The organism is Serratia odorifera (genome assembly GCF_041448735.1).
GTDB lineage: Bacteria > Pseudomonadota > Gammaproteobacteria > Enterobacterales > Enterobacteriaceae > Serratia_F > Serratia_F odorifera.
On the sequence record NZ_JBGMUT010000006.1, the window covers coordinates 37,222 to 63,794 of the forward strand.

Annotated in this window: 25 protein-coding genes; 10 read left to right on the forward strand and 15 right to left on the reverse strand. The window is 57.4% G+C overall.

What is annotated here, in order from left to right:
* Positions 1–10: 10 nt before the first annotated feature.
* The 4 genes from phoU (at position 11) to ACCC84_RS15845 (ending at position 3,287) form a co-directional block, all read left to right on the forward strand.
* Entirely contained in the window at positions 11–751 is a 741-nt protein-coding gene (gene phoU / locus ACCC84_RS15830; RefSeq protein ID WP_004956949.1) for a phosphate signaling complex protein PhoU, read from the forward strand.
* A 164-nt stretch (positions 752–915) separates the two neighbouring features.
* Positions 916–1,755 (forward strand): ABC transporter substrate-binding protein, encoded by an 840-nt coding sequence (locus ACCC84_RS15835; protein WP_273868441.1) that lies wholly within the window; start codon positions 916–918, stop codon positions 1,753–1,755.
* 76 nt (positions 1,756–1,831) lie between these two features.
* Positions 1,832–2,569 (forward strand): amino acid ABC transporter permease, encoded by a 738-nt coding sequence (locus ACCC84_RS15840; RefSeq protein WP_039991476.1) that lies wholly within the window; start codon positions 1,832–1,834, stop codon positions 2,567–2,569.
* Positions 2,559–3,287: an amino acid ABC transporter permease gene (locus ACCC84_RS15845; RefSeq protein WP_004956954.1), complete on the forward strand. Its 729-nt coding sequence runs from the start codon at positions 2,559–2,561 to the stop codon at positions 3,285–3,287. Before ACCC84_RS15840 ends, ACCC84_RS15845 begins: the two co-directional genes overlap by 11 nt.
* Here the strand turns inward: ACCC84_RS15845 and yieH are convergent.
* A complete protein-coding gene (gene yieH / locus ACCC84_RS15850) occupies positions 3,273–3,941 on the reverse strand; it encodes a 6-phosphogluconate phosphatase (RefSeq protein WP_004956956.1) in 669 nt (222 codons plus the stop codon). The two genes, ACCC84_RS15845 and yieH, sit on opposite strands and share 15 nt — an antisense overlap.
* A 223-nt stretch (positions 3,942–4,164) precedes the next feature.
* On the opposite strand from yieH, the gene ACCC84_RS15855 reads away from it, so the two are divergent.
* Entirely contained in the window at positions 4,165–5,502 is a 1,338-nt protein-coding gene (locus tag ACCC84_RS15855) for an NCS2 family permease (RefSeq protein ID WP_039991477.1), read from the forward strand.
* Between the two features lie 43 nt (positions 5,503–5,545).
* Here ACCC84_RS15855 and ACCC84_RS15860 read toward each other — a convergent pair whose 3' ends face one another.
* From ACCC84_RS15860 to rpmH, 12 genes are all read right to left on the reverse strand, one after another.
* On the reverse strand, positions 5,546–6,598 hold the full coding sequence (locus tag ACCC84_RS15860) for an alpha/beta hydrolase (RefSeq protein WP_273868448.1): 1,053 nt from the start codon (positions 6,596–6,598) through the stop codon (positions 5,546–5,548).
* Positions 6,599–6,689: 91 nt separating this feature from the next.
* A complete protein-coding gene (locus ACCC84_RS15865) occupies positions 6,690–7,256 on the reverse strand; it encodes an NADPH-dependent FMN reductase (RefSeq protein ID WP_004956967.1) in 567 nt (188 codons plus the stop codon).
* Positions 7,257–7,377: 121 nt separating this feature from the next.
* A complete protein-coding gene (locus ACCC84_RS15870) occupies positions 7,378–8,103 on the reverse strand; it encodes a 4'-phosphopantetheinyl transferase family protein (protein ID WP_004956969.1) in 726 nt (241 codons plus the stop codon).
* Positions 8,104–8,250: 147 nt separating this feature from the next.
* Entirely contained in the window at positions 8,251–9,531 is a 1,281-nt protein-coding gene (locus ACCC84_RS15875; protein ID WP_004956971.1) for a histidine-type phosphatase, read from the reverse strand.
* Positions 9,532–9,607: 76 nt separating this feature from the next.
* The gene (locus tag ACCC84_RS15880) at positions 9,608–10,966 is read right to left on the reverse strand and encodes an MFS transporter (protein ID WP_198774082.1); all 1,359 of its coding nucleotides are present in this window, start codon (positions 10,964–10,966) and stop codon (positions 9,608–9,610) included.
* 152 nt (positions 10,967–11,118) lie between these two features.
* Positions 11,119–11,928 carry an inositol monophosphatase family protein gene (locus tag ACCC84_RS15885; protein WP_198774083.1) on the reverse strand — a complete coding sequence of 270 codons (810 nt, stop codon included), beginning with the start codon at positions 11,926–11,928 and terminating at the stop codon, positions 11,119–11,121.
* Between the two features lie 135 nt (positions 11,929–12,063).
* Entirely contained in the window at positions 12,064–13,056 is a 993-nt protein-coding gene (locus tag ACCC84_RS15890; RefSeq protein ID WP_004956977.1) for a LacI family DNA-binding transcriptional regulator, read from the reverse strand.
* 45 nt (positions 13,057–13,101) lie between these two features.
* Positions 13,102–14,466: a tRNA uridine-5-carboxymethylaminomethyl(34) synthesis GTPase MnmE gene (mnmE, locus tag ACCC84_RS15895; protein ID WP_004956979.1), complete on the reverse strand. Its 1,365-nt coding sequence runs from the start codon at positions 14,464–14,466 to the stop codon at positions 13,102–13,104.
* A 124-nt stretch (positions 14,467–14,590) separates the two neighbouring features.
* Positions 14,591–16,225, reverse strand: a complete 1,635-nt coding sequence (yidC, locus tag ACCC84_RS15900; protein WP_004956981.1) for a membrane protein insertase YidC — start codon at positions 16,223–16,225, stop codon at positions 14,591–14,593.
* 2 nt (positions 16,226–16,227) lie between these two features.
* Positions 16,228–16,485 carry a membrane protein insertion efficiency factor YidD gene (gene yidD / locus ACCC84_RS15905; RefSeq protein ID WP_071586643.1) on the reverse strand — a complete coding sequence of 86 codons (258 nt, stop codon included), beginning with the start codon at positions 16,483–16,485 and terminating at the stop codon, positions 16,228–16,230.
* Positions 16,449–16,808 (reverse strand): ribonuclease P protein component, encoded by a 360-nt coding sequence (rnpA, locus tag ACCC84_RS15910; protein ID WP_071586644.1) that lies wholly within the window; start codon positions 16,806–16,808, stop codon positions 16,449–16,451. The genes yidD and rnpA overlap by 37 nt, the downstream gene beginning before the upstream one ends.
* 18 nt (positions 16,809–16,826) lie before the next feature.
* Positions 16,827–16,967, reverse strand: coding sequence for a 50S ribosomal protein L34 (gene rpmH / locus ACCC84_RS15915; protein ID WP_005976668.1), 141 nt, complete (start codon positions 16,965–16,967; stop codon positions 16,827–16,829).
* A gap of 740 nt (positions 16,968–17,707) precedes the next feature.
* Between rpmH and dnaA the strand changes: the two genes are divergently transcribed.
* From dnaA to yidA, 5 genes are all read left to right on the forward strand, one after another.
* A complete protein-coding gene (gene dnaA / locus ACCC84_RS15920; protein WP_071586645.1) occupies positions 17,708–19,099 on the forward strand; it encodes a chromosomal replication initiator protein DnaA in 1,392 nt (463 codons plus the stop codon).
* Between the two features lie 4 nt (positions 19,100–19,103).
* Complete coding sequence (dnaN, locus tag ACCC84_RS15925) at positions 19,104–20,204, forward strand: DNA polymerase III subunit beta (protein WP_004956990.1); 1,101 nt, start codon at positions 19,104–19,106, stop codon at positions 20,202–20,204.
* Between the two features lie 63 nt (positions 20,205–20,267).
* Positions 20,268–21,356: a DNA replication/repair protein RecF gene (gene recF, locus ACCC84_RS15930; protein ID WP_004956992.1), complete on the forward strand. Its 1,089-nt coding sequence runs from the start codon at positions 20,268–20,270 to the stop codon at positions 21,354–21,356.
* 18 nt (positions 21,357–21,374) lie between these two features.
* A complete protein-coding gene (gyrB, locus tag ACCC84_RS15935) occupies positions 21,375–23,789 on the forward strand; it encodes a DNA topoisomerase (ATP-hydrolyzing) subunit B (RefSeq protein WP_198774084.1) in 2,415 nt (804 codons plus the stop codon).
* Between the two features lie 131 nt (positions 23,790–23,920).
* Positions 23,921–24,736, forward strand: coding sequence for a sugar-phosphatase (yidA, locus tag ACCC84_RS15940; protein ID WP_004956995.1), 816 nt, complete (start codon positions 23,921–23,923; stop codon positions 24,734–24,736).
* A gap of 194 nt (positions 24,737–24,930) precedes the next feature.
* Here yidA and ACCC84_RS15945 read toward each other — a convergent pair whose 3' ends face one another.
* A complete protein-coding gene (locus ACCC84_RS15945; protein ID WP_371902057.1) occupies positions 24,931–25,899 on the reverse strand; it encodes a threonine/serine dehydratase in 969 nt (322 codons plus the stop codon).
* Positions 25,896–26,501, reverse strand: coding sequence for a helix-turn-helix transcriptional regulator (locus ACCC84_RS15950; RefSeq protein ID WP_198774086.1), 606 nt, complete (start codon positions 26,499–26,501; stop codon positions 25,896–25,898). Before ACCC84_RS15950 ends, ACCC84_RS15945 begins: the two co-directional genes overlap by 4 nt.
* Between the last annotated feature and the right edge of the window lie 72 nt (positions 26,502–26,573).

Sequence of the window (26,573 nt, forward strand, 5' to 3'; positions counted from 1 at the left end):
AGGATGCATCATGGATAACCTGAATTTAAACAAACACATTTCCGGCCAGTTTAACGCTGAACTCGAACACATCCGTACCCAGGTGCTGACCATGGGTGGGCTGGTGGAACAGCAATTGACCGACGCTATCACCGCGATGCACAACCAGGACGGCGAGCTGGCCAAGCGGGTGATCGAAGGCGACGACAAGGTCAACATGATGGAAGTGGCGATCGACGAAGCCTGCGTGCGCATTATTGCCAAGCGTCAGCCGACCGCCAGTGACCTGCGTCTGGTGATGGCGATCATCAAAACCATTTCGGAGCTGGAACGTATCGGCGACGTGGCAGATAAGATCTGCCGCACCGCGTTGGAAAAGTTTTCGCATCAGCATCAACCGCTGCTGGTTAGCCTGGAGTCCCTTGGCCGTCACACCGTGCAAATGCTGCACGACGTGCTGGATGCTTTTGCCCGCATGGATCTCGACGAAGCCGTGCGTATCTACCGCGAAGACAAGAAGGTCGATCAGGAATATGAAGGCATCGTGCGTCAACTGATGACCTACATGATGGAAGATTCACGCACCATTCCCAGCGTGCTGACCGCGCTGTTCTGCGCGCGGTCGATCGAGCGTATCGGTGACCGTTGTCAGAATATCTGCGAATTCATTTTCTACTTCGTTAAGGGGCAGGATTTCCGCCATATCGGCGGTGACGCGCTGGATAAGCTGTTGGCCGATGGCAAAACGCCACCGGACGTCACCGACGAGTAAGCGTTCCGTTCTCCCGGCAAAGGCGCAGCGTACTGCGCCTTTTTCATGCCCAATAGCCGTAAAGTTAAAATGGTTATAAATATAGCTTTTTATATTATTTCCTGACCTAAATGGCAGTTGCTAGCTTATCTCTCAGCAGGACATCAACCACTTGGGAGCTTTTCATGAAACAGCGCGCTTTGGCTTTAACCTTGTTGGCCGGCTTGGCCGGTCTCGCTAGCGCTGCCGCGCAGGCGGACAAACTCGACGACATCAAACAGGCCGGCGTGGTGCGCATCGCGGTATTCGACAGCAATCCACCGTTTGGCTATATCGATCCGCAGAGTAAAAAGCTGGTGGGTTACGACGTCGACATCGCTGATGCGATAGGCAAGGCTCTCGGGGTTAAGGTCGAGCTGCGCGCCACCAACCCGGCTAACCGTATTCCGCTGCTGGCAGCCAAAAAAGTGGATCTGATCGCCGCCAACTTTACCATTACCGAGCAACGTGCCAAGGAAGTGAATTTCAGCGTGCCGTATTTCGCCACCGGGCAGAAATTCATCGCACGTAAAGGGGTACTGAAGACCCCGGAGGACATCAAAACGCTGCGTATCGGCGCGGATAAAGGCACGGTACAGGAAATAACCCTGCGCGAACATTACCCGACCGCCAAAGTGATTTCCTATGACGACACCCCGCTGGCGTTTGTGGCACTGCGTAACGGCAACGTCCAGGCCATCACCCAGGATGACGCCAAGCTGGTCGGTCTGCTCGGCAATCTGACGCCGGCGCAAAAAGCTGATTTTGAAATCTCGCCGTTCAGTATCACCAAAGAATATCAAGGCATTGGCATTCCCAAAGGCGAAGAACGCCTGACGGCCACCATCAACGACACCTTGCTTAAACTGGAACAGGACGGCGAAGCGTTGACGATTTACCAGCGCTGGTTCGGTCCGGACACCAAAACCGCTCAACCGCGCGGTGAGTTTAAAATTGCACCGTTGGCTCAGCAACCTAAAGCCTGATGCGGACGTTATGATGGCTTGAACGCAAGGGCGCAGCGAACTGCGCCCTTGCTGCATGGATGCCGAGAGGGCAACGATGGGCATGCAATTTCTTGCGGAGTGGCTACTGGAGCCGCAATATCTTGGCTGGCTATGGCACGGTTTTCTGCTGACGCTGTGGCTTTCCGCCTGTGCCGGACTGGCGGCAACGTTGCTGGGGCTGGCGATCGCCGCGCTGCGCGACAGTCCTTTGCCGCTGCTACGCGGGCTGGCGGTCGCTTACAGCGCGCTGTTTCGTAATACCCCGCTGCTGGTACAGCTGTTTTTCTGGTACTTCGCCGCCGGGCAAATACTGCCGTCTACCGCCATGCAATGGCTGAATACCCCGCATCAATTTGGCTGGCTGGCCTGGCCGTCGTTCGAGTTTCTGGCCGGCTGCTGCGGGCTGACGCTGTATTCCGCCGCGTTTATCGCCGAGGAAGTCCGTTCCGGCATACGCGGCGTGGCTGTCGGGCAAAAACAGGCCGCCAACGCGCTGGGACTGACCGGCTGGCAAGCGATGCGTCATGTGGTGCTGCCGCAGGCGTTGACCATCGCCCTGCCACCGCTGTTGGGTCAATACATGAATCTTATCAAGAACTCGTCGCTGACGATGGCGATCGGCGTTGCCGAGCTGTCGTATGCCTCGCGTCAGGTAGAAACCGAAACGTTACGCACCTTCCAGGCGTTTGGCGTTGCCACGTTGTTGTACATCGCCATTATTGCGCTGTTGGAAGGCTGGGGTATGTGGCATCAACAGCGCAAACCCCAGCGGGGGAAGCAGAATGGATTTTAGCGTTATTCAGGACAACCTGCGTTATCTGCTGTTGGGCACCTGGCCGGATGGCCCGCTGGGCGGTGCAGCGCTGACCCTGGTCATCAGCCTGATGGCCGGCGTGGCGTCGGCGCTACTGGGAACGGTACTGGGGATACTGCTGGCGATGTCACGCGGTGCGCTTGCCGCGCTGCTGGCTGCGGTATTAGGCTTTTTCCGCGCCATACCGGTGATCATGCTGATTTTCTGGACCTATTTCCTGCTGCCGATCGTGTTTGGCGTAGAGATCCCGGAAATCACCACCGTAGTGTGCGCGCTGGCGCTGATCGCCGCTGCCTATCTGGCTCATGCGGTGAAGGCCGGCATCGTCGCCATTGGCCCCGGGCAGTGGCAGGCCGGACTGTCGCTGGGGTTGACGCGTTGGCAAACGCTGGCGCTGATCGTGCTGCCGCAGGCGTTGCGCATGATGGTGCCCTCGTTCATCAACCAATGGATTTCTCTGATCAAGGACACCTCGCTGGCCTACATTGTCGGCGTCGGCGAACTGACCTTTTTGGCCACCCAGGTGAATAACCGCAGCATGGCGTATCCGATGGAAGTGTTCCTGTTTGTGGCGCTGGTGTACTTTGTGTTCTGTCTGGCGCTCGACCTGCTGGCCAGTGGCTTGAATAAACGCTTCAGTCCGCAGACCAAAGCGTTGGCGCGTGCGGGGCGCAAACCGCCGTTACCGGCCAGTTAACTGCCAGCCGCGCTGCTGCCACAGCGACGGCAACTGGGCGAGATCGTCGAAAGGGGTGACCAGCGGGTGATCGATCGGCTTATTGTGCGGATCGGCGCAGAAGTAAAACACCGGAATGCCGGCGGCGATCCCGGCTTGTGCGCCGGCGGCGGAATCATCCACCAGAATGCAGCGTTCGACCGGTACCTGCATCTGCGCCGCGGCGTGGTAGACGATCGCCGGGTCCGGCTTCCAACGCTGAATATCGTAGCCGCTATACAGCCGGTCATCAAAATAGGACAACATGCCGGTCAGGCCGAGTGAATGCTGCATTTTGCTTACCGGCCCGTTGGAAACGGTGCAAAACGGCACGCTGACCTGCGCCAACAGCTCGCGTGCGCCGGCAATAGGTTGCAGTTGGCTGTCGAACAGGCGCGCAACTTCCTGGCGGTATTGCGGTTCCAGCAGTTCTTTGGCCAGGCTGGTGCCCTGCTCAGCATTCACCTGATCAATAATCTCGTACAGTTTTATGCCCTTGTATTTTTTGAATACCTCTTCCAGCGACAGCGTGATGCCATGCTGGGCAAACATATGTACATAAGCCATGCTGCACAGCACTTCGCTGTCCACCAGCGTGCCGTCGCAATCAAACAGAATACAGTCTATCTGGGTCATCGAAACCTTGCCCTCGCGGTTGCTACAGTGCTTCCACTTTAACCGGCTGCGTCAGGAAAGCGATAGCAAGATGGCCCGTTTCGGCCAATTCGCAATAAATCCATCGGATTACCGAGCAAAACCGCCGAAAAGGCGAAAAAAACCTGTGATCGACGTCAAAAGCCGGAAATTTTGTTATAGGATAGCCGGCGGACTGTCCATTCCCTTCTTCGGAATTCTGATAATGACCAAACAAGTCACTGGCCTTGACGCTGAGCAAGGCTTGCTTGGGCGCGTGTTTAAACTCAAGCAGCATGGCACGACGGTACGTACGGAAACGATTGCCGGCTTTACCACCTTTTTGACCATGGTGTACATCGTATTTGTTAACCCGCAGATTCTCGGCGCTGCGGGTATGGATACCCAGGCGGTGTTCGTTACCACCTGCCTGATTGCCGCCTTTGGCAGCATTCTGATGGGGTTGCTGGCCAACCTGCCGGTGGCGCTGGCTCCGGCGATGGGCCTTAACGCCTTCTTCGCCTTTGTGGTGGTTGGCGCGATGGGGATTTCATGGCAGGTCGGCATGGGAGCGATTTTCTGGGGGGCGGTAGGTTTGCTGTTGCTGACCATTTTCCGCATCCGTTACTGGATGATCGCCAACATTCCGCTGAGCCTGCGTATCGGCATCACCAGCGGTATCGGCCTGTTTATCGCCATGATGGGGCTGAAAAATGCCGGTATCGTGGTGGCGAACCCGGACACGCTGGTCACGGTCGGTAACCTGACCTCGCACAGCGTGCTGCTGGGGGCGCTGGGCTTCTTTATCATTGCCATTCTGGCTTCGCGCAACATCCACGCGGCGGTGCTGGTGTCGATCGTGGTCACCACGCTGATTGGCTGGGCTCTGGGCGACGTGAAGTACGGTGGGGTATTTTCGATGCCGCCAAGCGTCACGTCGGTGGTCGGTCAGGTGGATCTGGCTGGCGCGCTGAACGTCGGGCTGGCGGGGATTATCTTCTCGTTCATGCTGGTTAACCTGTTCGACTCCTCCGGTACGCTGATTGGCGTCACCGACAAGGCCGGACTGACCGATGAAAAAGGCAAATTCCCGCGCATGAAGCAGGCGCTGTACGTCGACAGCATCAGCTCGGTGGGCGGAGCATTTATCGGCACTTCGTCGGTGACCGCCTATATTGAAAGTTCGTCCGGCGTATCGGTGGGTGGCCGTACCGGTCTGACCGCGGTGGTTACCGGCCTGCTGTTCCTGCTGGTGATCTTCCTGTCGCCGCTGGCTGGCATGGTACCGGCCTATGCTGCCGCCGGTGCGCTGATTTACGTAGGCGTGCTGATGACCTCAAGCCTGGCGCGGGTTAAATGGGACGACCTTACCGAGGCGGTACCGGCGTTCGTCACAGCGGTGATGATGCCGTTCAGTTTCTCGATTACCGAAGGCATTGCGCTGGGGTTTATCGCCTATTGCGTGATGAAGCTGGGCACTGGCCGCTGGCGTGAGATTAGCCCTTGCGTAGTGGTGGTGGCGCTGCTGTTTATTCTGAAGATCGTGTTTGTCGACGGGCATTGATTCCGTTGGCAGAAAGCCGGGTCCAGCTTGCTGGACCCGTTTTTTATCCGCCCGGATGTGCGTCCGGTGCCTTTCCCAGCATCCATTCCATTGGCCGCGCAAAACGCCCCTGCCAACCGACGTTGGCGCTTTCCGCCTGATTAAAACGCTGTAGCTGCACCTGATTGCCGGTATTGAACAGTTCGGCGAAACGCAGCGCCAGCGCCCGTTCGCTAAAATTCTGACGATCGTAGTAAGCCAGTACGATACGCTTGTTTTCAGCCAGCGTCTGTCTGGCTGGGGTGATTTCGCCGTGCGGCGCGATCAGCAGCGCGCCGGCATAAAACTGCGGATATTTCGCCAGCAGGTTGGCGGCGTGCAACGCACCCTGGCCGCGACCTGACAAATATACCTGTTGCGGGTTGAGATTCAGTTGGCGGATCAGCGGTGCCAGCGCGCGCTGAATAGCGCTTTGGGTGCTTTCATCGCTGTAATTGGACCAGCGGAAACTGTTTTCCGACAGCATTTGCGTACCGTTCAGCTCAATGTAGGCGGCGCCAAGGGAGCTGAACAGCAGGCGATCTTCGGCGCTGATGCTGGCGGATTTGCCGTAATCATGCAGAAACACCACCGTTGGCCAGCCACCGGCGGGCGTAGGGCCGCTTGGCAGGGCGTAGCTGGCTTTCCCTTCAAATTGCCTGGCGCGTTGCAGATAGCGGGCTTTGGCCTGTGCGAGGATGGATTGATAGGTATGGCGATGCTGAATACTGCTGAACGAATCGTCTTCCAACAGATTGTAGTAATACCACAACCCGCGTTCGGCGCTCAGCTGCAGATAACGTTCCGCCAGCTCGGTTTGCCCTTTTTCCGCAGAAGAGGCCGCCAGCTGATAGGGAGCCCAGACGTTGTGTTCATCTTCACGCATCAGGGTCAAATACAGCGATATCGCCTCAATTTTTTTTTCTTCCTGATTGTGCGCCGCCCGTGACAATTTGGCGTTCAAGAGGTGATGTGCGGGCAATTCCACCGGTTCTTCTCCGGCCGGGTAACGCATCTGTTCGGCAAACAAGGGTCTGGTGATAACAGCCAGCAATAAGGCTAAAACAAAAAAATACATGGCGTTATGTCTTTATTTTAAAATAGCGGTAGGCGTGGCGGTTGCAGCATCGGCGCCTTCCGGCGTAAGGGAAGGCGCCGCTAACCAGGCTTTATCTCACCCGACGGATATAGTCGCTGAAGGTAGACAGCTGGCCGGTCAGGAAGTCTAGCGTACCCGGCTCAACCAGCTCGCCGACTTGCTCGTCAACCTTGTTCTGAATCACGCCGCCCATGAACTCCGGTTTGTTCATCACCATGGCGTCGAGGAATACCAGGATCTGGCGCAGATGGTACTGACAGCGTGCGCCGCCGATAGGCCCCATTGAACTGGTCTGAATGGCCACCGGCTTGCCAGCCAGCGGCTGGTTTGGCAGACGAGAAAGCCAGTCGATGGCGTTCTTCAAGCCGCCCGGCACTGAATAGTTATATTCCGGCGTCACGATGATCACCCCATCCGCCTGGCGAATCTGTTCGGCGATGGCCTCAACCGTAGCGGGGAAGCCCTCCTCCTGCTGCAGGTCGGCGTCGTAAATCGGGATATCGCGGATTGAAGGCAGTGCCTCGATGGTCACACCGGGCGGTGCCAGCTTCGGTAACGTACGCGCTACCATGGCGTTGTAGGAGTTTTTACGCAGGCTGCCGAGCAGGGTTACGATTTTTAATGCTTGGTCTGACATGATGACTCTCCCTTTCTAATGAACAGATTCAGCGTGGAACACCGATAAATACTAGGGCAAATAAATCGCAGGGAACAGCGGTATACGGTTTATTTATATCCATCGCCGCCGGTGGCCTGCATTAGCGTAAGTCCGGCAGACCGGACAGCTTGATAAAGCGCAGCGAGTCGGTCGGCGAGCGCGCCGAGATCTCGCCTTTTCTTTCCAGTCCCGACCGTGGTTCATAGTGCCAGCACATCAGGCGTTCCAGCTGCGGTTCGCGCGCACAGGACCAGCTTTGATATTCATCGGCGTCGCTCATTACCTGCACTTTGGGCGTTACGCTGGAGCGCAATTGGCCGGAAAACGGCCGCAGGCTGAGCGTCGCCTGGCCGCTATTGCCCAAGCCGGAGATTTTCAGCACGCTTTGGCGGATGCTCCACAGCTGGGTTTCCGCCTCTAGCCGATCGTCCTGCATGCCGATCCAGGCGGTTTCGCTGGCGCTTTGGAACTGATACTGCATCTTTTGCTGATTGGCGACGCGCGCGCGCATGACTTCAATATCCAGACCCACTTTGCCTTCGTTGCTTAACAATACGCCAACGGTGTTACCGGCGTAAGCCAGGCTGAAATCGGGCAGGTGATGATCGGCAAAGCACGGGCGCCCGGTGGGCGTGGTGGCGATCGGCGGCAATTTCGCCAGGCCATACAGATAAAACATCATCTCGGCGAGCAGAATGCGCCCCTGCAGAAAGCGCTGACGGCGCTTGGTGGAGAAGGTCGCGCTGCTGGCGATCAGCTCTGTGCTCAACCGTTGGGTATTCAACTGAGTGGGTGTCGTGCTCCATCGGGCAAAATGGCATGCCATTATTCACTCCATGTCAGTAAGATCCTCGTCGCTGGAGAGGTAGATTATGCGTAACCTTAAGATTTTTCATTAAAAACGCATATGCGGTTTATCCTATTTATTGCGTGGGCATTGCTGCGGCGCAGAGTGCGCGCCGCAGGGGGGAGGTTATGGCCGGTACTGCACCGTAGGCAGCGCCGTCGGGTCGATAGCCGCGCGCATCCGTTGCATCGACTCAGTCCAGGGACAGAGTACGCCCAGTGACAACTGCCGGCAGCCAGGACGGCTGAACTCGGTTTTTAACGGTGGCGACAGCGTGCTCAGCGGTGACAACTGGCGGATTTGATCCAGCGATTGCGCCTGGAAGTACAGACGCAGGAAGCGCTGGCCCGTTTGCCGATCGCGCCAGCGTTCGAATACCAGACTGCCAGCCGGGGGAATATTGCCGCGTGGGTAAAGCCCCTGTTGCCAGCTAAAGCCAAGCAGGGTGCGCAGATAAGCGATATTGGTGTCATGCGCGACAAACAGCAACCAGCGCGCCGCCGGTGGCGCCCCGGCAGAGGTTCGATCGGCGGCCAGCGCCAGCGCGATTTGGTTTAACAGCACCGAGCCACCGCGTTGCGCGATATAGGGCACGTCATTGGTAAAGTCATAGCGGGCGGTGAGCAGGGGCAGCAACGGCGCGACGGCCGATGCGTTGACACCGTGGCCAAAGGCGACCTGCGCCGTCGGCTGGTTTTCGCTGTAGGCCAGGCGAATGCTTTCCGCCATGTTGGACAACGTCCCCAGACCGTTGATGCTGAAGCGGCCGTCGTGCTCCTGAGTGATTTCCCACGGTTGTTCAAAGGCCGGGCAAGCCTGTTGCGGCAGGCAGACCGCCGCTTGCAGACGCCGAATGTCAGCGCTAAAGCGCGTTTTCACCTGCTCGGCGCTGCCGCCCATCGCCTGCCTTATTGCCGTGCGAGCCCGTTCGGCATCGAGCGGCACCAGGCCCATTTTATCTGCCTGAAACAGGGGATCCTGTTCGGTGGCGGCCGCATGAATGGCGACCCCGCAGCCGGGAAATGCGCCGTCCATCAACGCCTGTGCGGTGGCTCGCGTGCGCTGTAGCGGACTGGCCCAGACATACACCGCCCCCGCGCTCGGACAGCCGTTGGCCAATAGGCCCTGACGGCGATAATAGTCGGCTTCATAGCGTCCTTTCAGCGTGGCGGCGGCATAACCGTGGCCGGTGAGTTCGCCGTCGCGCGTCAGCCATTGTGGCCACTCTCGGCCGGTTCCCGCCTGCATCGCCTGCCGGTTGCCTGAGGTCGGCGGGCGTACGCCGTGGCGGCTGACCTCAACCACCTTTTCCAATACGTAGCGCGGCTCAGCCTGGGCTACGCTGGAAATCATACCCAGCGTGACGGCAAATAACAGACGCGACCAGTCCTTTTGCAATAGCAACATAATATATTCCTCGTTAATGTATATTCAGATTAAATAAATTTATGGCGATTAACAAACAGGATATTGCTATTGATAGTCAGGATGTGCTTGCCACGCGTTTTATAGCATGACGGTGTGCGACAATCGTGGCGGTAATAAACGTCAGTGCCGCCGATAATAACCCGCAGGCAATCCAGAATAGCGATAATGTATCGAAGTTATACAGCGTTTTTCCGGCTTCTATTACCGAGGTCCGATCGATAATCACACCGGTAAGGAACTCTCCCAGCCCGGCTCCGGCATAACTGGCGATGCCGATAGTGCCCAGTGCCGCGCCGGCCGCTTTCTTCGACGAAATATCCACCGCGATCAACCCGCCGAGGAAGCAGGTCAGCGCGCCGATGGTGGCGCCGAAAATCACCATTGAGGCGATGTCGCTGTAGTAATTGCGCGGTAGCCATACCATCAGAGCGAACCCGGCGGTATTGAGCAGGCCGATAATCCCGGCCATGACGCTGCGATTACGTGGGAATAAGCGATCGGACAACATACCGGCAATAATGGTCCCGGCGATGCCGGCAATGGCGTTAACGCCGATAATGCTGGAGGCTTCCAGCGTGGAGTAGTGCTTGGCCTGCTGCAAAAAGAAAATGCCCCACGAATTCACCGCGTAGCGATCGATATACATAAAGGCCGACGCCAGCGCCAGCGTCCATAGCGCCGGGTTGCGCAGCGACCACAGCTGATTTTTCAGCACCGATCCCCGGTCTTCGCTCAGCGTTTCCGTCTCATGGCGAATAACGCCGATCGGCGGGTAGCCGGCGCTCTGCGGTGAGTCACACATAAACAGCAGGATCAACACGATACCCACGCCTCCCAGCATGGCGGTAGTGAAGTAGCCGGCATGCCAGCCAAACGCGGCGATGACCGCCGCAATCACCATATAGGTAATGGCTTCACCGATGTTATGCGCGGTGGACCAGATGGCGTAAAAGGTACCGCGCTCTTTATTGCCATACCAGCGTGCCAGTGACACCGCGCAGGGGCCGACGCCCATTGACTGCGCCCAGCCGTTGATGCCCCAGAACAGCGTCAACAGCAATGCGTTGCTGGTGGTGCCCATCATAAAGTTCATCCCTGCGCTGAGCAGCAGCCCCAGGCTCATAAAGCGTACCACGTTGGCGTGATCGGCCAGGAAACCGTTGACCAGCTTGCCGATGGCGTAGCAGAAGAACAGCGCGGAACCGATCATGCCCAACTCGGTCGGGCTGATGCCAATGTCCACCAGGGCACTTTTCGCCACGGTGAACGACAGTCGGCAAACGTAAAACATCACGTAGGCTACCGTCATCGCCAGAAAGGTTCGCCAGCGCAGGGTAAGGAATTTCTTTTCATTCAGCGGGCCATGAGAAGGCGTGGCCGGCGCCGCTTTAAAAAAAGCGAATATACCAGACATAATTTCACTCCGTAGGGCGGATTGGCAAAATACACGCTGATTAAGCGCTCTCTGGTTATTCCATTGGCAGAGAAGTTCGTCCTTATTAATTTAATTTGTAGGGCACATAATCCGAATGAATTGCTTTTCCATGAGTTAAGTGAGCAACGCCGTTATTTTATTTTTTGCTGAATCAATTCGCTCAGCTGAGAATAAATTTCCGCGTTGGCCATTAAAAGCACATTGCCACGTTGCAAACCGTGGTCAGCCAGGAAATCATTGCTGACGCCGCCGGCTTCTCTCACCAGTACGATGCCGGGCAGGCTGTCCCAGGCGTTCATGTGCGGCTCGTAATAACCGATCAGGCGCCCGGCGGCGACCTGGGCGGTCATTAACGCGCCGGAACCGCTGCGGATAAACATGCCACCGGCGTGTAATAACCGACTGATAAACGGCACGAAATCCTCAGGCGTGACGCGGTGGGAAGTCCCGACGCCCATCACGCCGTCGCGTAACGAGCTACCTGCATGCACGCGGATAGGATCGTGGTTGAGAAACGCTCCCTGACCCTTGCAGGCGTGAAACATTTCCCGATGGTTGGGATCGTAGACCACGCCGATAACCGGATCGCCGTCAACGATCACGCCGATCGACACGCACCAGGTGTGTAAGCCATTGAGAAAACACGCGGTACCGTCGATCGGATCGACGACCCAGGTGCAGGCGGCGCTACCGCCGCTGCCGCCGCTTTCTTCGCCCAGAAAGTCGTCCAGTGGAAAGCGTTGGGCGATCAGCCGGCGCGTCAACGCTTCGACTTCACGATCGGCCTGACTGACCACGTCTTGTAAATCATCGCCCTTGTGTTCCACCGCCAGCTGTTGGCGCCGTTGATAAAAATCGTAAGCCAGCTCGGCGGCCTGGCGCGCCACGTCGCATGCAAAGTGATAACGTGCGCTGATATCCTGTGCTGATGTTGCCGTCATTTCCCCTCCGCCACTAATTGCACTCGTGTGCAAAATAAGATGATATCGTTGTTTTGTTGCAATGGTGCTACAGGATAATGGCTAAAGTGAAAAACTTATTCCGTGATCGGCTACGCATAAAACAGATCTTTCGTTTTAGGCGGATTGGCGCACGATAAGTTCAACTGGCACGCTCTTGCGTACTGCCGGCTGGTCGAAATGGCGTATGCGGCTGACCAGAAGCGCTACTGCGGTACTGGCCAATGCATCGGTGTCTTGCCGCAGAGTGGTGAGCTGATAGGGGGCGAAAGCGGACTGTGGGATGTCATCGAAGCCGACCAGTGGCAATTGCTGCCCAGGGCGCTGCTGACGCATAAAGTCCATGGCGCCCATCGCCAGCATATCGGTGGCGCAAAACAGGCCATCGAGGTGCGGTTGTTGCGCCAGTAGGGCGGCGGCGGCGTCCCAGCCGGCCTGATAACCGCCATGGGGGCAAATCACGCGGGCCATCGGCTGGCGTTGAGCGTCGAACTGGCTTTCGAACGCCTGTTGGCGCTGCAGACTGCTGAAGGACGCGCTTTCGCCAATAAAGCCCGGGCAGGTCACGCGGTGTTGCATCAGCTGGCGTGCGGCCAACCGCGCGCCCTGGTGATTGTCACTGCAAACCTGATCGGCGCCGCTGAGTTCAACCTGGCGGTTGATCAGCGTTACCGGGATTTTGCGCGCCAGATACTCTTCCGCTAGCGACAGCGGCGGCGCGCCAGAGGTCAGGATCACGCCGGCAACGTGATAACTTAATAACTCACGCAGCCGTGGCGCCAGCTGTTTCGGGTCGTCGGCGTTCAGCAGCAGTGGCATAAAGCCTTGCAACGCCAGGTGATGCACCAGCGGCGCCAGCAATTTACTGCGGAACGGGTTATCAAAGCCGGCGGTCACCAGGCCGATAAAATTGCTGCTACCGGTAATCATCGAACGCGCGATGATATTCACCTGATAACCCAATTCTGCCGCTGCGGCCTCCACCCGTTGGCGCGTTTTTTCCGACACCGAGGCACCGGGCGTGAAGGTGCGCGACACTGCGGAACGAGAAACGCCGGCCAGACGCGCAACGTCGCTGGCCGTTACCCAATGGTTCTTTGCATCACTCATGGTTGCCGTTCTCCCGCTTGACGTGCCCGGTGGCGCCGCGCCAGGTTATTTGCCGATACAGAAGCTGGAGAAAATTCGCCCCAGCAGGTCGTCAGAGGTGAATTCGCCGGTAATTTCACTCAGCGCCTGCTGTGCCAGGCGTAATTCTTCCGCCAACAGCTCCCCCGCGTAAGCGCTTACTAACTGTTCTTTGCCCTGAACCAGATGCTGGGCCGCCTGTTCCAGTGCCTGCAGGTGGCGACGACGTGCCAGGAACCCACCTTCCATATTGCTGGTAAAGCCCATGCTCTGCTTCAAGTGATCGCGCAGCACCTCAATGCCTTGGCCGGTACGGGCCGACAGGCGAATAAGTGAGTGACCATTCACTTCTTTTAGGCCCAGCGGTTCGCCGGTGATATCCGCTTTATTACGTACCACGGTTATCGGCAACGTGGCTGGCAGGCGCGCCATAAACTCCGGCCAGATTTCGCCGGGCTCGGTCGCCTCGGTGGTGGTACCATCCACCATAAACAACACGCGATCCGCCTGTTCAATCTCGTTCCACGCACGTTCGATGCCAATACGCTCCACTTCGTCGCCGGCTTCCCGCAGCCCGGCGGTGTCGATAATGTGCAGGGGCATGCCGTCGATATGAATGTGCTCACGCAATACGTCGCGGGTGGTGCCGGCGATGTCGGTGACAATTGCCGCTTCACGACCGGCTAATGCATTGAGAAGACTGGACTTTCCGGCATTTGGACGCCCGGCGATCACCACCTTCATGCCTTCGCGTAGCAGACTGCCCTGGCGTGCCTCGACGCGCACGCTGTCCAGATCGTTCATCACACCGTTCAGCTGCGCTTCGATTTTGCCGTCAGACAGGAAGTCGATTTCCTCATCCGGGAAGTCGATGGCCGCTTCCACGTAGATTCGCAGGTGAGTAAGTGCTTCCACAAGCTGATGAATACGGCTGGAAAACGCCCCTTGCAGCGAGTTCATTGCCGAACGTGCCGCCTGTTCGGAACTGGCATCGATCAGATCGGCAATCGCCTCGGCCTGCGCCAGATCGAGCTTGTCGTTCAGAAAGGCGCGCTCGGAGAACTCCCCCGGCCGGGCAATGCGCACGCCTGGCAGCGCCAGTACGCGCTTGAGCAGCAGATCGAGGATCACCGGCCCGCCGTGGCCCTGCAGTTCCAGCACGTCTTCGCCGGTAAAGGAATTCGGGCCGGGGAACCACAGTGCAATGCCCTGATCGAGGGTTGCGCCGTCGGCATCGCGGAACGGCAGATAATCGGCATGGCGCGGTTTTGGCAGCTTGCCGAGCAGCGTTTGCGCCACCTGTTGGGCTGCGCGGCCGGAAATACGCAAAATGCCGACGCCACCGCGTCCCGGTGGGGTGGCTTGGGCGACGATGGTATCGCTAGTGCTCATATAGCCTAATCCTTCACATTGCAGCGCCGTTGGCTGCCGTTCTGACAATATGCAAAAAGGCGGTCTAATGACCGCCTCTTGGTGTTATTGCAAAGGGCCAGCGTGCCGAGCCCCTACAATACGCTTACGATTTTTTCTTTTCGCGGCTGTGCAGACCGCGTTTTTCCAGCCCACGATAAATCAGCTGTTGCTGGAGGATGGTCACCAGGTTACTGACGATATAGTACAGCACCAGACCTGACGGGAACCACAGGAAGAACACTGTGAAGATCACCGGCATAAAGGTCATGATTTTCTGCTGCATCGGATCGGTAACGGTGGTTGGCGACATCTTCTGGATGAAGAACATCGTCACGCCCATCAGGATTGGCAGGATGTAGTACGGATCCTGCGCCGACAAGTCGTGGATCCACAGGGCGAACGGCGCGTGGCGCAGCTCGACCGAGCCCATCAGCATGTAATACAGCGCCAGGAAGATTGGCATCTGGATGATCAACGGCAGACAGCCACCCAGCGGGTTCACTTTCTCCGCTTTGTACAACGCCATCATTTCCTGGCTCATACGCTGCTTGTCGTCACCGATACGTTCACGCATCGCCTGCAGTTTTGGCTGCAGCATGCGCATTTTCGCCATCGAGGTGTACTGCGCCTTGGTCAGCGGGTACATGATGCCGCGCACGATGAAGGTGATGATGATGATCGAGAAGCCCCAGTTGCCGATAAAGCCGTGAATGAACTTCAGCAGCTTAAACAGCGGTTGGGAAATGAACCACAGCCAACCGTAATCGACGGTCAGGTCCAGGTGCGGCGCCAGCTGCGCCATCTGATCCTGCAATTCCGGGCCGACCCACAGCGTGGCGTTCAGCTGCTGCTGCGCGCCCGGCTGTACCACAACTGGCGTGGCCTTGAAGCCGATGGTCGACAGGTTGTCGCCCGGTTTGGCGGTGTAGAAGGTGTTGGTGCCCTGCGTTGCCGGTACCCACGCGGTGGCGAAGTACTGTTGCAGCATCGCAACCCAGCCGCCCTGGGTGGAAACATTCAGGTTTTCGTCCTTGTCGAACGCGTATTTCTCGTACTTGGTCTCGCTGGTGGAGTACGCCGCGCCGCGGAAGGTGTGCAACGCAAAGTTGTTGCTGCCGGTGTCGCGATGCTTAGGCAGCTCGGTGGTCTGCTTCAGTTGGCCGAACAGCGACAGTTCCAGCGGGGTGGTGCCTTTGTTGTTGACGCTATAGTCAACGCCAACCGCGTAATGGTTGCGCTTGAGCACGAAGGTCTTGGTGTATTCAACGCCGTCGCGGGTATAGGTCAGCGGGATGCGCAGTTCATCCTGGCCATCAGCCAGCGTAAAGGTATCCTGCGCTGCCTGGAACAGAGGGCGTTCGCCGTTGGCCGGGTTGTCCGGACCATTTTTGCCGGTCAGGCCGCTTTGCGCCTGATAGACGAACGACGGGGTAGTTTCCAGTAGCTGGAAAGGCGTCGATGAACCCAGAGTATCCGGGTAGGCCAACAGTTTAGCCTGCTCGATGTCACCGCCGCGGGTGTTGATGGTCAGCGACAGCACGTCAGTGTTAACGGTAATCAGTTTACCCTGGCCACTGGCTGGCACGGCCTGGCTGGCAGCATCACCGGTTGCGGCGTTCGTGGTCTGTTGCGTGGTCTGCGCGGCTGGTTGCGGAGCGTGGTCCGTTTGCCAAGCCTGCCAGATCATGAAAGACACGAACAGCAGAGCGATGAGAAGAAGATTGCGTTGCGAATCCATCGTTAGTGTTCTCTGTTATCGTCGGTTTTCGGCGGCACGGGATCATCGCCACCTGGGTTCAAAGGGTGGCATTTTAATACGCGTTTCACTGTCAACCAACTGCCTTTTATCATGCCAAACCTGCTTAATGCCTCAATTGCGTAATGAGAGCATGTCGGCTGGAAGCGACAACGTGGCCCAAGCAGCGGACTGATAACGAGCTGATAGGCTCGCACCAGCCCGATCAGGATGCGGGAGCCTGGCGACAGTGGCGACGCCATAATTTTTCCAAAGCTTCCGTCAATGCGCGGTTATCCAGATCCGCTATCCCCTTTTTGGCTACCACCACAAAATCCATCGCCGGTAATTGGTGCTGGTGCAAGCGGAAACTTTCGCGGGTAAGGCGTTTGATCCGGTTGCGCTCATGCGCGCGTTTGACGTGTTTTTTGGCGACGGTAAGACCGATGCGGGGATGCCCCAGCTGGTTCAGGCGGCCGAGGATGGTAATTTGCGGCGTGCCGGCCCGTTGTGGCTGCTGGAAGACGAAAGTGAAATGAGTGGGAGTTAACAAACGTAACTCCCTGGGAAAAGCGAGCTTAACCACTCAGCGGGTTAGCTTTTATTACTTAGAAACAGACAGACGAGTACGGCCTTTCGCACGACGGCGGGCCAGAACTTGACGACCATTTTTGGTGGCCATACGAGCACGGAAACCGTGGCTACGGTTGCGCTTCAATACGGACGGTTGGAAAGTGCGTTTCATGGCGATTTCTACCTAAACTTAAATTGATTACTGATCAGTAAACGCGTTTGGCTACTCGGCGTGAAGACGACCGACGCCTCAATCGCAATACATAAAGAGGCGGGATTGTAATAATTGTACAGTCCTGAGTCAATTCACATCACGCCATCCCGTCATCTTTCCTGCTTCAGCGGGCGTTGCCTGCAGCGTGAAATCCGTTGGGTATAGCCTACCTGGTTGCTTGCCAATGGCGAGTCAAACCCGCGATTGGCCCGTGGTCACCGCAGAATCCCGTCTGGCTAATAACGCACCATATAAGGAACCAGGTATCACACGTAGGGCGAAGATTATACGGACTCGGGGTTAAATCGCAAGGATCCCCGCGCGATCCTGGCATATAAATGAAAGATCTTCCGTGGATAACCAGGTATAACCTGTTTGCGAGGGCGCGCCGGTGCGGCAACGTGCGAGATCGCACGGTGATTGCCGCCTGACGGGCGAAAAGATCGCCGTCTGCCGGGGGCTGTGGATAAAATGGATCTAATCTGTGATGAAGGGGAGGATCTCTTGCTCCGTTTGCGCTATGATCCGTCATTCCGATCGCGATCTCCTGCCGGGGATCGTGCAGGACATAAACCGTGAAAGGCGGTTCGCATGCCCCCAGGCGGTCAGCCGATGCCGGGCGTGTGTCAAAAATCATGAGTTATAAAAAAGTAGCCTGATTCTTTTCTTTTATTGATCTTGTTCGAGTGGAGTCCGCCGTGTCACTTTCGCTTTGGCAGCAGTGTCTTGCCCGATTGCAGGATGAGTTACCTGCCACAGAATTTAGTATGTGGATACGCCCATTGCAGGCGGAACTGAGTGACAACACCCTGGCGCTGTATGCGCCCAATCGCTTTGTGCTGGACTGGGTCCGCGATAAATACTTAAACAACATCAATGGACTGCTGAACGATTTCTGCGGTACCGACGCCCCGTTGCTGCGTTTTGAAGTGGGCAGCAAACCGATGGTTCAAGCCGTCAGCCAGGCGGTGGCCGAAAGCCGCAGCGCACCGGCGGCGCCGGTGGCGCGTACTGCCGCGCCTTCGCGGCCGAGCTGGGATAATGCGGCACCGCAGCCGGAGCTGTCCTATCGCTCCAACGTCAACCCCAAACACACGTTCGACAACTTCGTCGAGGGTAAGTCAAACCAGCTGGCGCGCGCGGCGGCACGCCAGGTGGCGGACAATCCCGGCGGCGCTTACAACCCGCTGTTCCTGTATGGCGGCACCGGCCTGGGTAAAACCCACCTGTTGCACGCGGTTGGCAACGGCATCATGGCGCGCAAGGCCAACGCCAAAGTGGTCTATATGCATTCGGAACGCTTTGTGCAGGACATGGTCAAAGCCTTGCAGAACAACGCCATCGAAGAATTTAAGCGTTATTACCGTTCGGTCGACGCGCTGTTAATCGATGACATCCAGTTTTTTGCCAATAAAGAGCGTTCGCAGGAAGAGTTTTTCCATACCTTCAACGCACTATTGGAAGGCAATCAACAGATCATCCTGACCTCGGATCGCTATCCAAAAGAGATCAACGGGGTAGAAGATCGCCTCAAGTCGCGTTTCGGCTGGGGGCTTACGGTGGCCATCGAGCCGCCGGAACTGGAAACCCGTGTGGCGATTCTGATGAAGAAGGCCGACGAGAACAACATTCGTCTGCCGGGCGAGGTGGCGTTCTTTATTGCCAAGCGTCTGCGCTCCAACGTGCGTGAGCTGGAGGGGGCGCTGAACCGCGTGATCGCCAATGCAAACTTTACCGGCCGTGCCATTACCATTGATTTCGTGCGCGAAGCGCTGCGCGATCTGCTGGCATTGCAGGAAAAGCTGGTCACCATCGACAATATCCAGAAGACGGTGGCGGAATACTATAAAATCAAAGTCGCGGATCTGCTGTCCAAGCGGCGTTCGCGTTCCGTCGCCCGTCCGCGCCAAATGGCGATGGCGTTGGCGAAGGAGCTCACCAACCACAGCCTGCCAGAAATCGGCGATGCGTTTGGTGGCCGCGACCATACCACGGTGTTGCACGCCTGCCGGAAGATTGAGCAGCTGCGTGAGGAAAGTCACGACATCAAAGAAGATTTCTCCAACTTAATCAGAACATTATCTTCATAGCGCTATGAAATTTATCGTCGAACGTGAGCATCTGCTAAAACCGCTGCAACAGGTGAGCAGCCCACTGGGCGGTCGCCCAACGCTGCCGATTCTGGGTAACCTGCTGTTGCAGGTGACGGAAGGCTCCCTGCTGTTGACCGGTACCGATCTGGAGATGGAGATGGTGGCGCGCGTTGCCCTGTCTCAACCCCATGAAGCGGGCGCGACTACCGTCCCCGCGCGTAAATTCTTTGATATCTGCCGTGGCCTGCCGGAAGGCGCCGAAATCACCGTGCAGCTCGACGGCGAGCGGATGCTGGTGCGCTCCGGCCGCAGCCGTTTCTCGCTGTCTACGCTGCCGGCGGCGGATTTCCCCAACCTGGACGACTGGCAGAGCGAGGTGGAGTTCACCTTGCCGCAGGCTACGCTGAAACGCCTGATTGAAGCGACCCAGTTTTCGATGGCCCATCAGGACGTGCGTTATTACCTGAACGGCATGCTGTTCGAAACCGAAGGGGAAGAGCTGCGTACCGTCGCTACCGACGGCCACCGTCTGGCGGTGTGTGCGATGCCGATAGGCCAACAACTGCCGTCGCATTCGGTGATCGTACCGCGCAAGGGCGTGATGGAGCTGGTGCGTCTGCTGGACGGCGGAGACACGCCGTTGCAACTGCAGATCGGCAGTAACAACATCCGCGCTCACGTTGGCGACTTCATCTTTACTTCGAAGCTGGTTGACGGTCGTTTTCCTGACTATCGCCGCGTATTGCCGAAGAACCCGGACAAAACGCTGGAGGCCGGCTGCGATCTGCTGAAGCAGGCGTTTGCCCGCGCGGCTATCCTGTCGAACGAGAAATTCCGCGGCGTGCGGTTGTACGTCAGCCATAACCAGCTGAAGATCACTGCCAACAACCCGGAACAGGAAGAGGCAGAAGAAATTCTCGACGTGATCTACGAAGGCACCGAAATGGAAATCGGCTTCAACGTCAGTTACGTGCTCGACGTATTGAACGCGCTGAAGTGCGAAGACGTGCGTCTGCTGTTGACCGACTCGGTGTCCAGTGTGCAGATCGAAGACGGCGCCAGCAAGTCTGCCGCCTATGTCGTGATGCCAATGCGTCTCTGATCGATACCCGGGCTATCGATAACGCCCTCACATAGAGCGTAATTTCCCGGTGATGGAATTGGCATGGCATTAACGCGTTTACTGATTAAAGACTTCCGCAATATCGAATCGGCGGATTTGGCGCCGGCGCCGGGGTTTAACTTCCTGGTGGGTGCCAACGGCAGCGGCAAGACCAGCGTGCTTGAAGCGGTTTATACCCTCGGACACGGCCGCGCCTTTCGCAGTTTGCAGGCTGGGCGGGTGATTCGCCATGACCAGCCGGAATACGTACTGCATGGCCGGGTAGACAGCGGCAGCGAACGCGAACTGTCGGTCGGCCTGAGTAAAAGCCGCCAGGGGGACAGCAAGGTGCGCATCGATGGCAGCGACGGCCACAAAGTGGCGGAGCTCGCTCAGCTATTGCCGATGCAACTGATCACTCCCGAAGGTTTTACCCTGCTAAACGGCGGGCCGAAGTTTCGGCGCGCGTTCCTGGACTGGGGATGTTTTCACAACGAACCCGGTTTTTTCACCGCCTGGAGCAACCTGAAACGGTTACTGAAGCAGCGCAATGCCGCGCTGCGCCAGGTGAGCCGCTATGCGCAGATTCGCGCCTGGGATCAGGAACTGATCCCGTTGGCCGAGCGCATCAGCGACTGGCGGGCAGCCTACAGCGACGCAATCGCCGCGGATATCACTGCGACCTGCGCGCAGTTTCTGCCCGAATTTGCCCTGAGCTTCTCCTTCCAGCGCGGCTGGGATAAGGAAAGCGACTATGGCGAGCTGTTGGAGCGCCAGTTTGAACGCGACAGGGCACTGACCTATACCGCGGTAGGGCCGCACAAGGCGGATTTCCGCATTCGTGCCGACGGCACGCCGGTAGAGGATTTATTGTCGCGCGGTCAGCTCAAGCTGCTGATGTGCGCGTTGCGCTTGGCGCAGGGTGAGTTTCTCACCCGGCAGAGCGGGCGGCGTTGCCTGTATCTGATTGATGATTTTGCCTCCGAGCTGGACACCGGCCGACGCCGGCTGTTGGCCGATCGCCTGAAAGCCACCCAGGCTCAAGTCTTTGTCAGCGCAGTCAGCGCTGAACAAGTGACCGACATGGTGGGTGAAAAGGGCAAGATGTTCCGCGTGGAACAGGGTAAAATAGAGGTTCAACCACAGGACTAAAATGAGCGAGAAACGTTGATGTCGAATTCTTATGACTCCTCAAGTATCAAGGTATTAAAAGGGCTGGATGCGGTGCGCAAGCGCCCGGGCATGTATATCGGCGATACCGATGATGGCACCGGTCTGCACCACATGGTATTCGAGGTTGTGGACAACGCTATCGACGAAGCACTCGCTGGCCACTGTAGTGACATTCAGGTCACCATCCACGCCGACAATTCGGTTTCGGTGCAGGATGATGGCCGTGGTATCCCGACCGGGATCCACGAAGAGGAAGGCGTTTCTGCCGCACAGGTCATCATGACCGTGCTGCACGCCGGCGGCAAGTTCGACGATAACTCCTACAAGGTGTCCGGCGGCCTGCACGGCGTGGGCGTCTCGGTGGTTAACGCCCTGTCCGAGAAGCTGGAGCTGGTGATCCGCCGCGAAGGCAAGGTTCACGAGCAAACCTACAGCCACGGCGAGCCGCAAACGCCGCTGAAAGTGGTCGGCGAAACCGAGCAGACCGGCACCACGGTGCGTTTCTGGCCGAGCTACCAGACCTTTACCAACCAGACCGAATTCCAGTACGACATTCTGGCGAAACGCCTGCGTGAACTGTCGTTCCTCAACTCCGGCGTATCTATCCGCCTGAAAGACAAGCGCGATGACAAAGAAGACCACTTCCACTACGAAGGCGGTATCAAGGCGTTTGTCGAGTATCTGAACAAAAACAAAACGCCAATTCACCCGACGGTGTTTTACTTCTCCACCGTGAAGGACGATATCGGCGTGGAAGTGGCGTTGCAGTGGAACGACGGCTTCCAGGAAAATATCTACTGCTTCACCAACAACATTCCGCAGCGCGACGGCGGTACGCACCTGGCCGGTTTCCGTGCCGCGATGACCCGTACCCTGAACAACTACATGGACAAGGAAGGCTACAGCAAGAAGTCCAAGATCAGCGCCACCGGTGACGATGCGCGTGAAGGTCTGATCGCCGTGGTGTCGGTCAAGGTACCGGATCCCAAGTTCTCGTCCCAGACCAAGGACAAACTGGTGTCTTCGGAAGTGAAGACCGCGGTTGAGTCGCTGATGAACGAGAAGCTGGTGGATTACCTGATGGAAAACCCGAACGATGCGAAAATCGTCGTCGGCAAAATCATCGATGCGGCCCGCGCGCGTGAAGCGGCGCGCAAGGCGCGTGAAATGACCCGTCGTAAAGGCGCGCTGGATCTGGCCGGCCTGCCGGGCAAGCTGGCGGATTGCCAGGAACGCGACCCGGCGATGTCCGAACTGTATCTGGTGGAAGGGGACTCTGCGGGCGGCTCTGCCAAGCAGGGGCGTAACCGCAAGAACCAGGCGATCCTGCCGTTGAAAGGTAAAATCCTCAACGTCGAGAAAGCGCGCTTTGACAAAATGCTGTCTTCGCAGGAAGTGGCAACGCTGATCACCGCGCTGGGCTGCGGCATTGGCCGTGACGAATACAACCCGGACAAGCTGCGCTATCACAGCATCATCATCATGACCGATGCCGACGTCGATGGTTCGCACATCCGTACGCTGCTGCTGACCTTCTTCTACCGTCAGATGCCGGAAATCATTGAGCGCGGTCACGTGTTCATTGCTCAGCCGCCGCTGTACAAAGTGAAGAAAGGCAAGCAGGAACAGTACATTAAAGATGATGACGCGATGGATCAGTATCAGATCGCCATCGCACTGGACGGTGCAACGCTGCACGCCAATGCCCACGCGCCAGCGCTGGCAGGTGAACCGCTGGAAAAACTGGTGGCGGAGCATTACAGCGTGCAGAAACTGATTGGCCGCATGGAGCGTCGTTATCCACGCGCACTGCTGAACAATCTGATCTATCAGCCAACGCTGGCGGAAGATGATCTCGGCGATCAGGCCAAGGTACAAGCCTGGATCGAGTCACTGGTGAACCTGCTGAACGAAAAAGAACAGCATGGCAGCAGCTACGGCTACGTGATGGTTGAAAACCGTGAGCGCCAGATGTTCGAACCGACGCTGCGCATTCGTACGCACGGTGTCGATACCGATTATCCGCTGGACTTCGATTTCATTCACGGCGGCGAATACCGCAAGATTTGTCAACTGGGCGAGAAACTGCGCGGCCTGATCGAAGACGACGCGTTCATCGAACGTGGCGAACGTCGCCAACCGGTCGACAGCTTCGAACAGGCGCTGGAGTGGCTGGTGAAAGAGTCTCGTCGTGGTCTGGCGGTACAGCGCTATAAAGGTCTGGGCGAAATGAACCCGGAGCAGCTGTGGGAAACCACCATGGATCCGGAAAGTCGCCGCATGCTGCGCGTGACGGTGAAGGATGCCATTGCCGCCGACCAGCTGTTCACCACCTTGATGGGCGATTCGGTTGAACCGCGTCGTGCATTTATCGAAGAAAACGCCCTGAAAGCGGCGAACATCGATATCTAAGCGGCTGTCGGTCGCTGTCAAAATCCGCGCCGGGCAACCCGCGCGGATTTTTTTTGCTTTCTTAGCCGCTGACACCGCAGGCTGAAACGCGTTAGCATGGGCTGATACTGGATCAATTCGGAGAAGTACGCATGGCGATTGAACTGATTGCAATAGATATGGACGGCACGCTGCTCAACCCGCAGCATCAGATTACTCCGGCAGTGAAGCAGGCCATTACCGCAGCACGCCGCAAAGGGGTGCATGTGGTGCTGGCGACCGGGCGGCCTTACGTTGGCGTGCAAGACTATTTGCGTCAGTTGGATATCCAGGGCGGCAATGATTTCTGTATAACCTATAATGGCGCCTTGGTGCTGCAAGCGGTGGACGGGGCTTGTATTCTGCAGGAAACGTTGGGCTTCGACGACTATCTGCATTTTGAACAACTGGCACGTCAGCTGGGAGTGCATTTCCAGGCGTTTGATTTTGATACCCTTTACACGCCAAACAAAGATATCGGCAAATACACCGTGCACGAAGCGGAGATGACCGGCATCCCGTTGAAATATCGCAGCGTGGATGAAATGGATCGCAACATGCGCTTCCCAAAAGTGATGATGATCGACGAACCGGAGTTACTCGACAGCGCCATTGCGCGCATTCCGCCGGAAACGCTGGCGCAGTACACCCTACTGAAAAGTGCGCCTTACTATCTGGAAATTCTGCATAAAAAGGTCGACAAGGGCGCTGGCGTGAAAATGCTGGCCGATCATCTGGGTATTGCTCAGCAAAACGTGATGGCATTGGGCGATCAGGCCAACGACACCGCGATGATTGAGTTTGCCGGCGTTGGCGTGGCGATGGGCAATGCGATCCCGGCACTGAAGCAGGTGGCGCAGTTCGTTACCAGCAGCAACACCGAAGACGGCGTGGCGCGCGCCATCGAAAAATTTGTGCTCAACGCCTGATGAGTCGGGGCGCTTTGGCGCCCGTTACAGCCGTGGCGATCTCGCCATATTCCGTACACTGATCCTGCGCATCGACCAGTAGAATATCCGCCCTGCTGGTCAGCGCGCTCGCCAGCTCCTGTTTACCCGTTCAAGTCTTGCTTCAGCAACGTCGTGACGGTATCTGCATCGAATGCGGCCAGTATTTGCTGCGGTCAAGAATGCGCATCGTTGATGGCTGCCAGGTATTTTTCCAATACGATATTTTTGCCACACAGCACCACGGCGACCTTTTTGCCCTGCAACTCCGGCGCCAGTTTGATGGCGGCAGCCAATGCGACACCGGCGGCCCCTTCAATAATCCAGCGGTCGCTGGCGGCGATGGCGCGCATGGCCTGTCTGATTTCCGCTTCGCTGACCAGCACCTGGCGGTCGATCAGTTGCTGACACAGCGGGAAGGTGACGGCCTGCGGATCGACGCCGCCGGCGGTGCCGTCGGACAGCGTATCCTGCTCATCGACCGGGTGAATGTGACCAGCCTGCAGAGCGCTGTACATGGCGGTTGAATTTTCCGGCCAGCAGGCTATCAGCTGGGTTTTCGGCGACAAACGCCGCAATACGCTGCCAATTCCCGAAATATAACCGCCGCCACCGACCGCTACCACCACCGCGTCGAGATCCGGCTGCTGTTCCACCAGTTCCATGCCGCAGGTGCCTTGGCCAGCGACCACCTGTAAATCGTTATACGGCGAGATATACACTTTTTTCTGCTCATTAGCTGCCTGTTCACCAGCTATTTCGGCATTTAGCGCATCGCCAGGGATCAGTATCACTTCGGCGCCCAGCGCGCGAATGGCGTTAACCTTCACCGAAGCGGCGTTTTCCGGTACGTAGACCGTCACGCCGATGCCCATCAGCTTACCGGCTTGCGCTACCGCCAGGCCATGATTGCCGCTGGAAGAGGCGATCACCCCATCGCGCTGCTGCTGCGAGGACAGCAACCGCAGCTTGTTACTGGCGCCGCGAAACTTGAATGAGCCGGTGTGCTGCAAGTGGTCGCATTTCAGCCACAGTTCGCAGCCCAACTGCTGCGACAGCAGGATGCTGCGCTCCAGCGGCGTCACGCGAACCTGTGGACGCAGCTGTTGATGCGCGGTGACAATCTGGTCAAATAACTGGCTCATAATGATTCCTTTGTATTTTTCAGATAGTTGTAGACGGTGGCACGGCCCATGCCAAGAATCTTCGCCACGTAGCCGGCGGCGTTTTTACCCTTGAAAGCCCCCTCGTGATACAGCGCCTCCACCAACGCGCGTCGGCCGGCGCCGTTCAGCGTAGCCAGCGTTTGCTGCCGTTGTTGCAGCCAGTTATGCACAAAGGTGTTGATGCGTTCTTGCCAGTCATCCTGAAACAGCACCTCTGGCTGCGGCTGCAAGGCGTTACCGGCAAGGAATGTCTCCAGCGCGGCTTTGGCACCTTCCAACACGCTGATATCCATATTGATACACAGCAGGCCAATCGGTTGGTCGCGATCGTCGCGCAATACCGCGCTGATCGAACGCAGCTGACTGCCGTCCCAATTGCGTTTCAGATAGGGGCCCAGCACCTGCAAATGACGATCCTGCTGTAACTCGCTCATATTGGAGGCTTCGCCGATTTTACGCTGCGAGCGGTTATTGGCGATGTAGACCAGCGTTTGGCTGGCGAGATCGTGGATCGCCACTTCGGCATAAGGGGCAAACAGCAGGGCGATAGCATCGGCGATGGCGTGATAACGGCTTAACATGACCAGACTCATTTAGACTTAAAAATCCATACTGTACTTTTTAATCCAATCTGTAAATCGCATAATGACAAA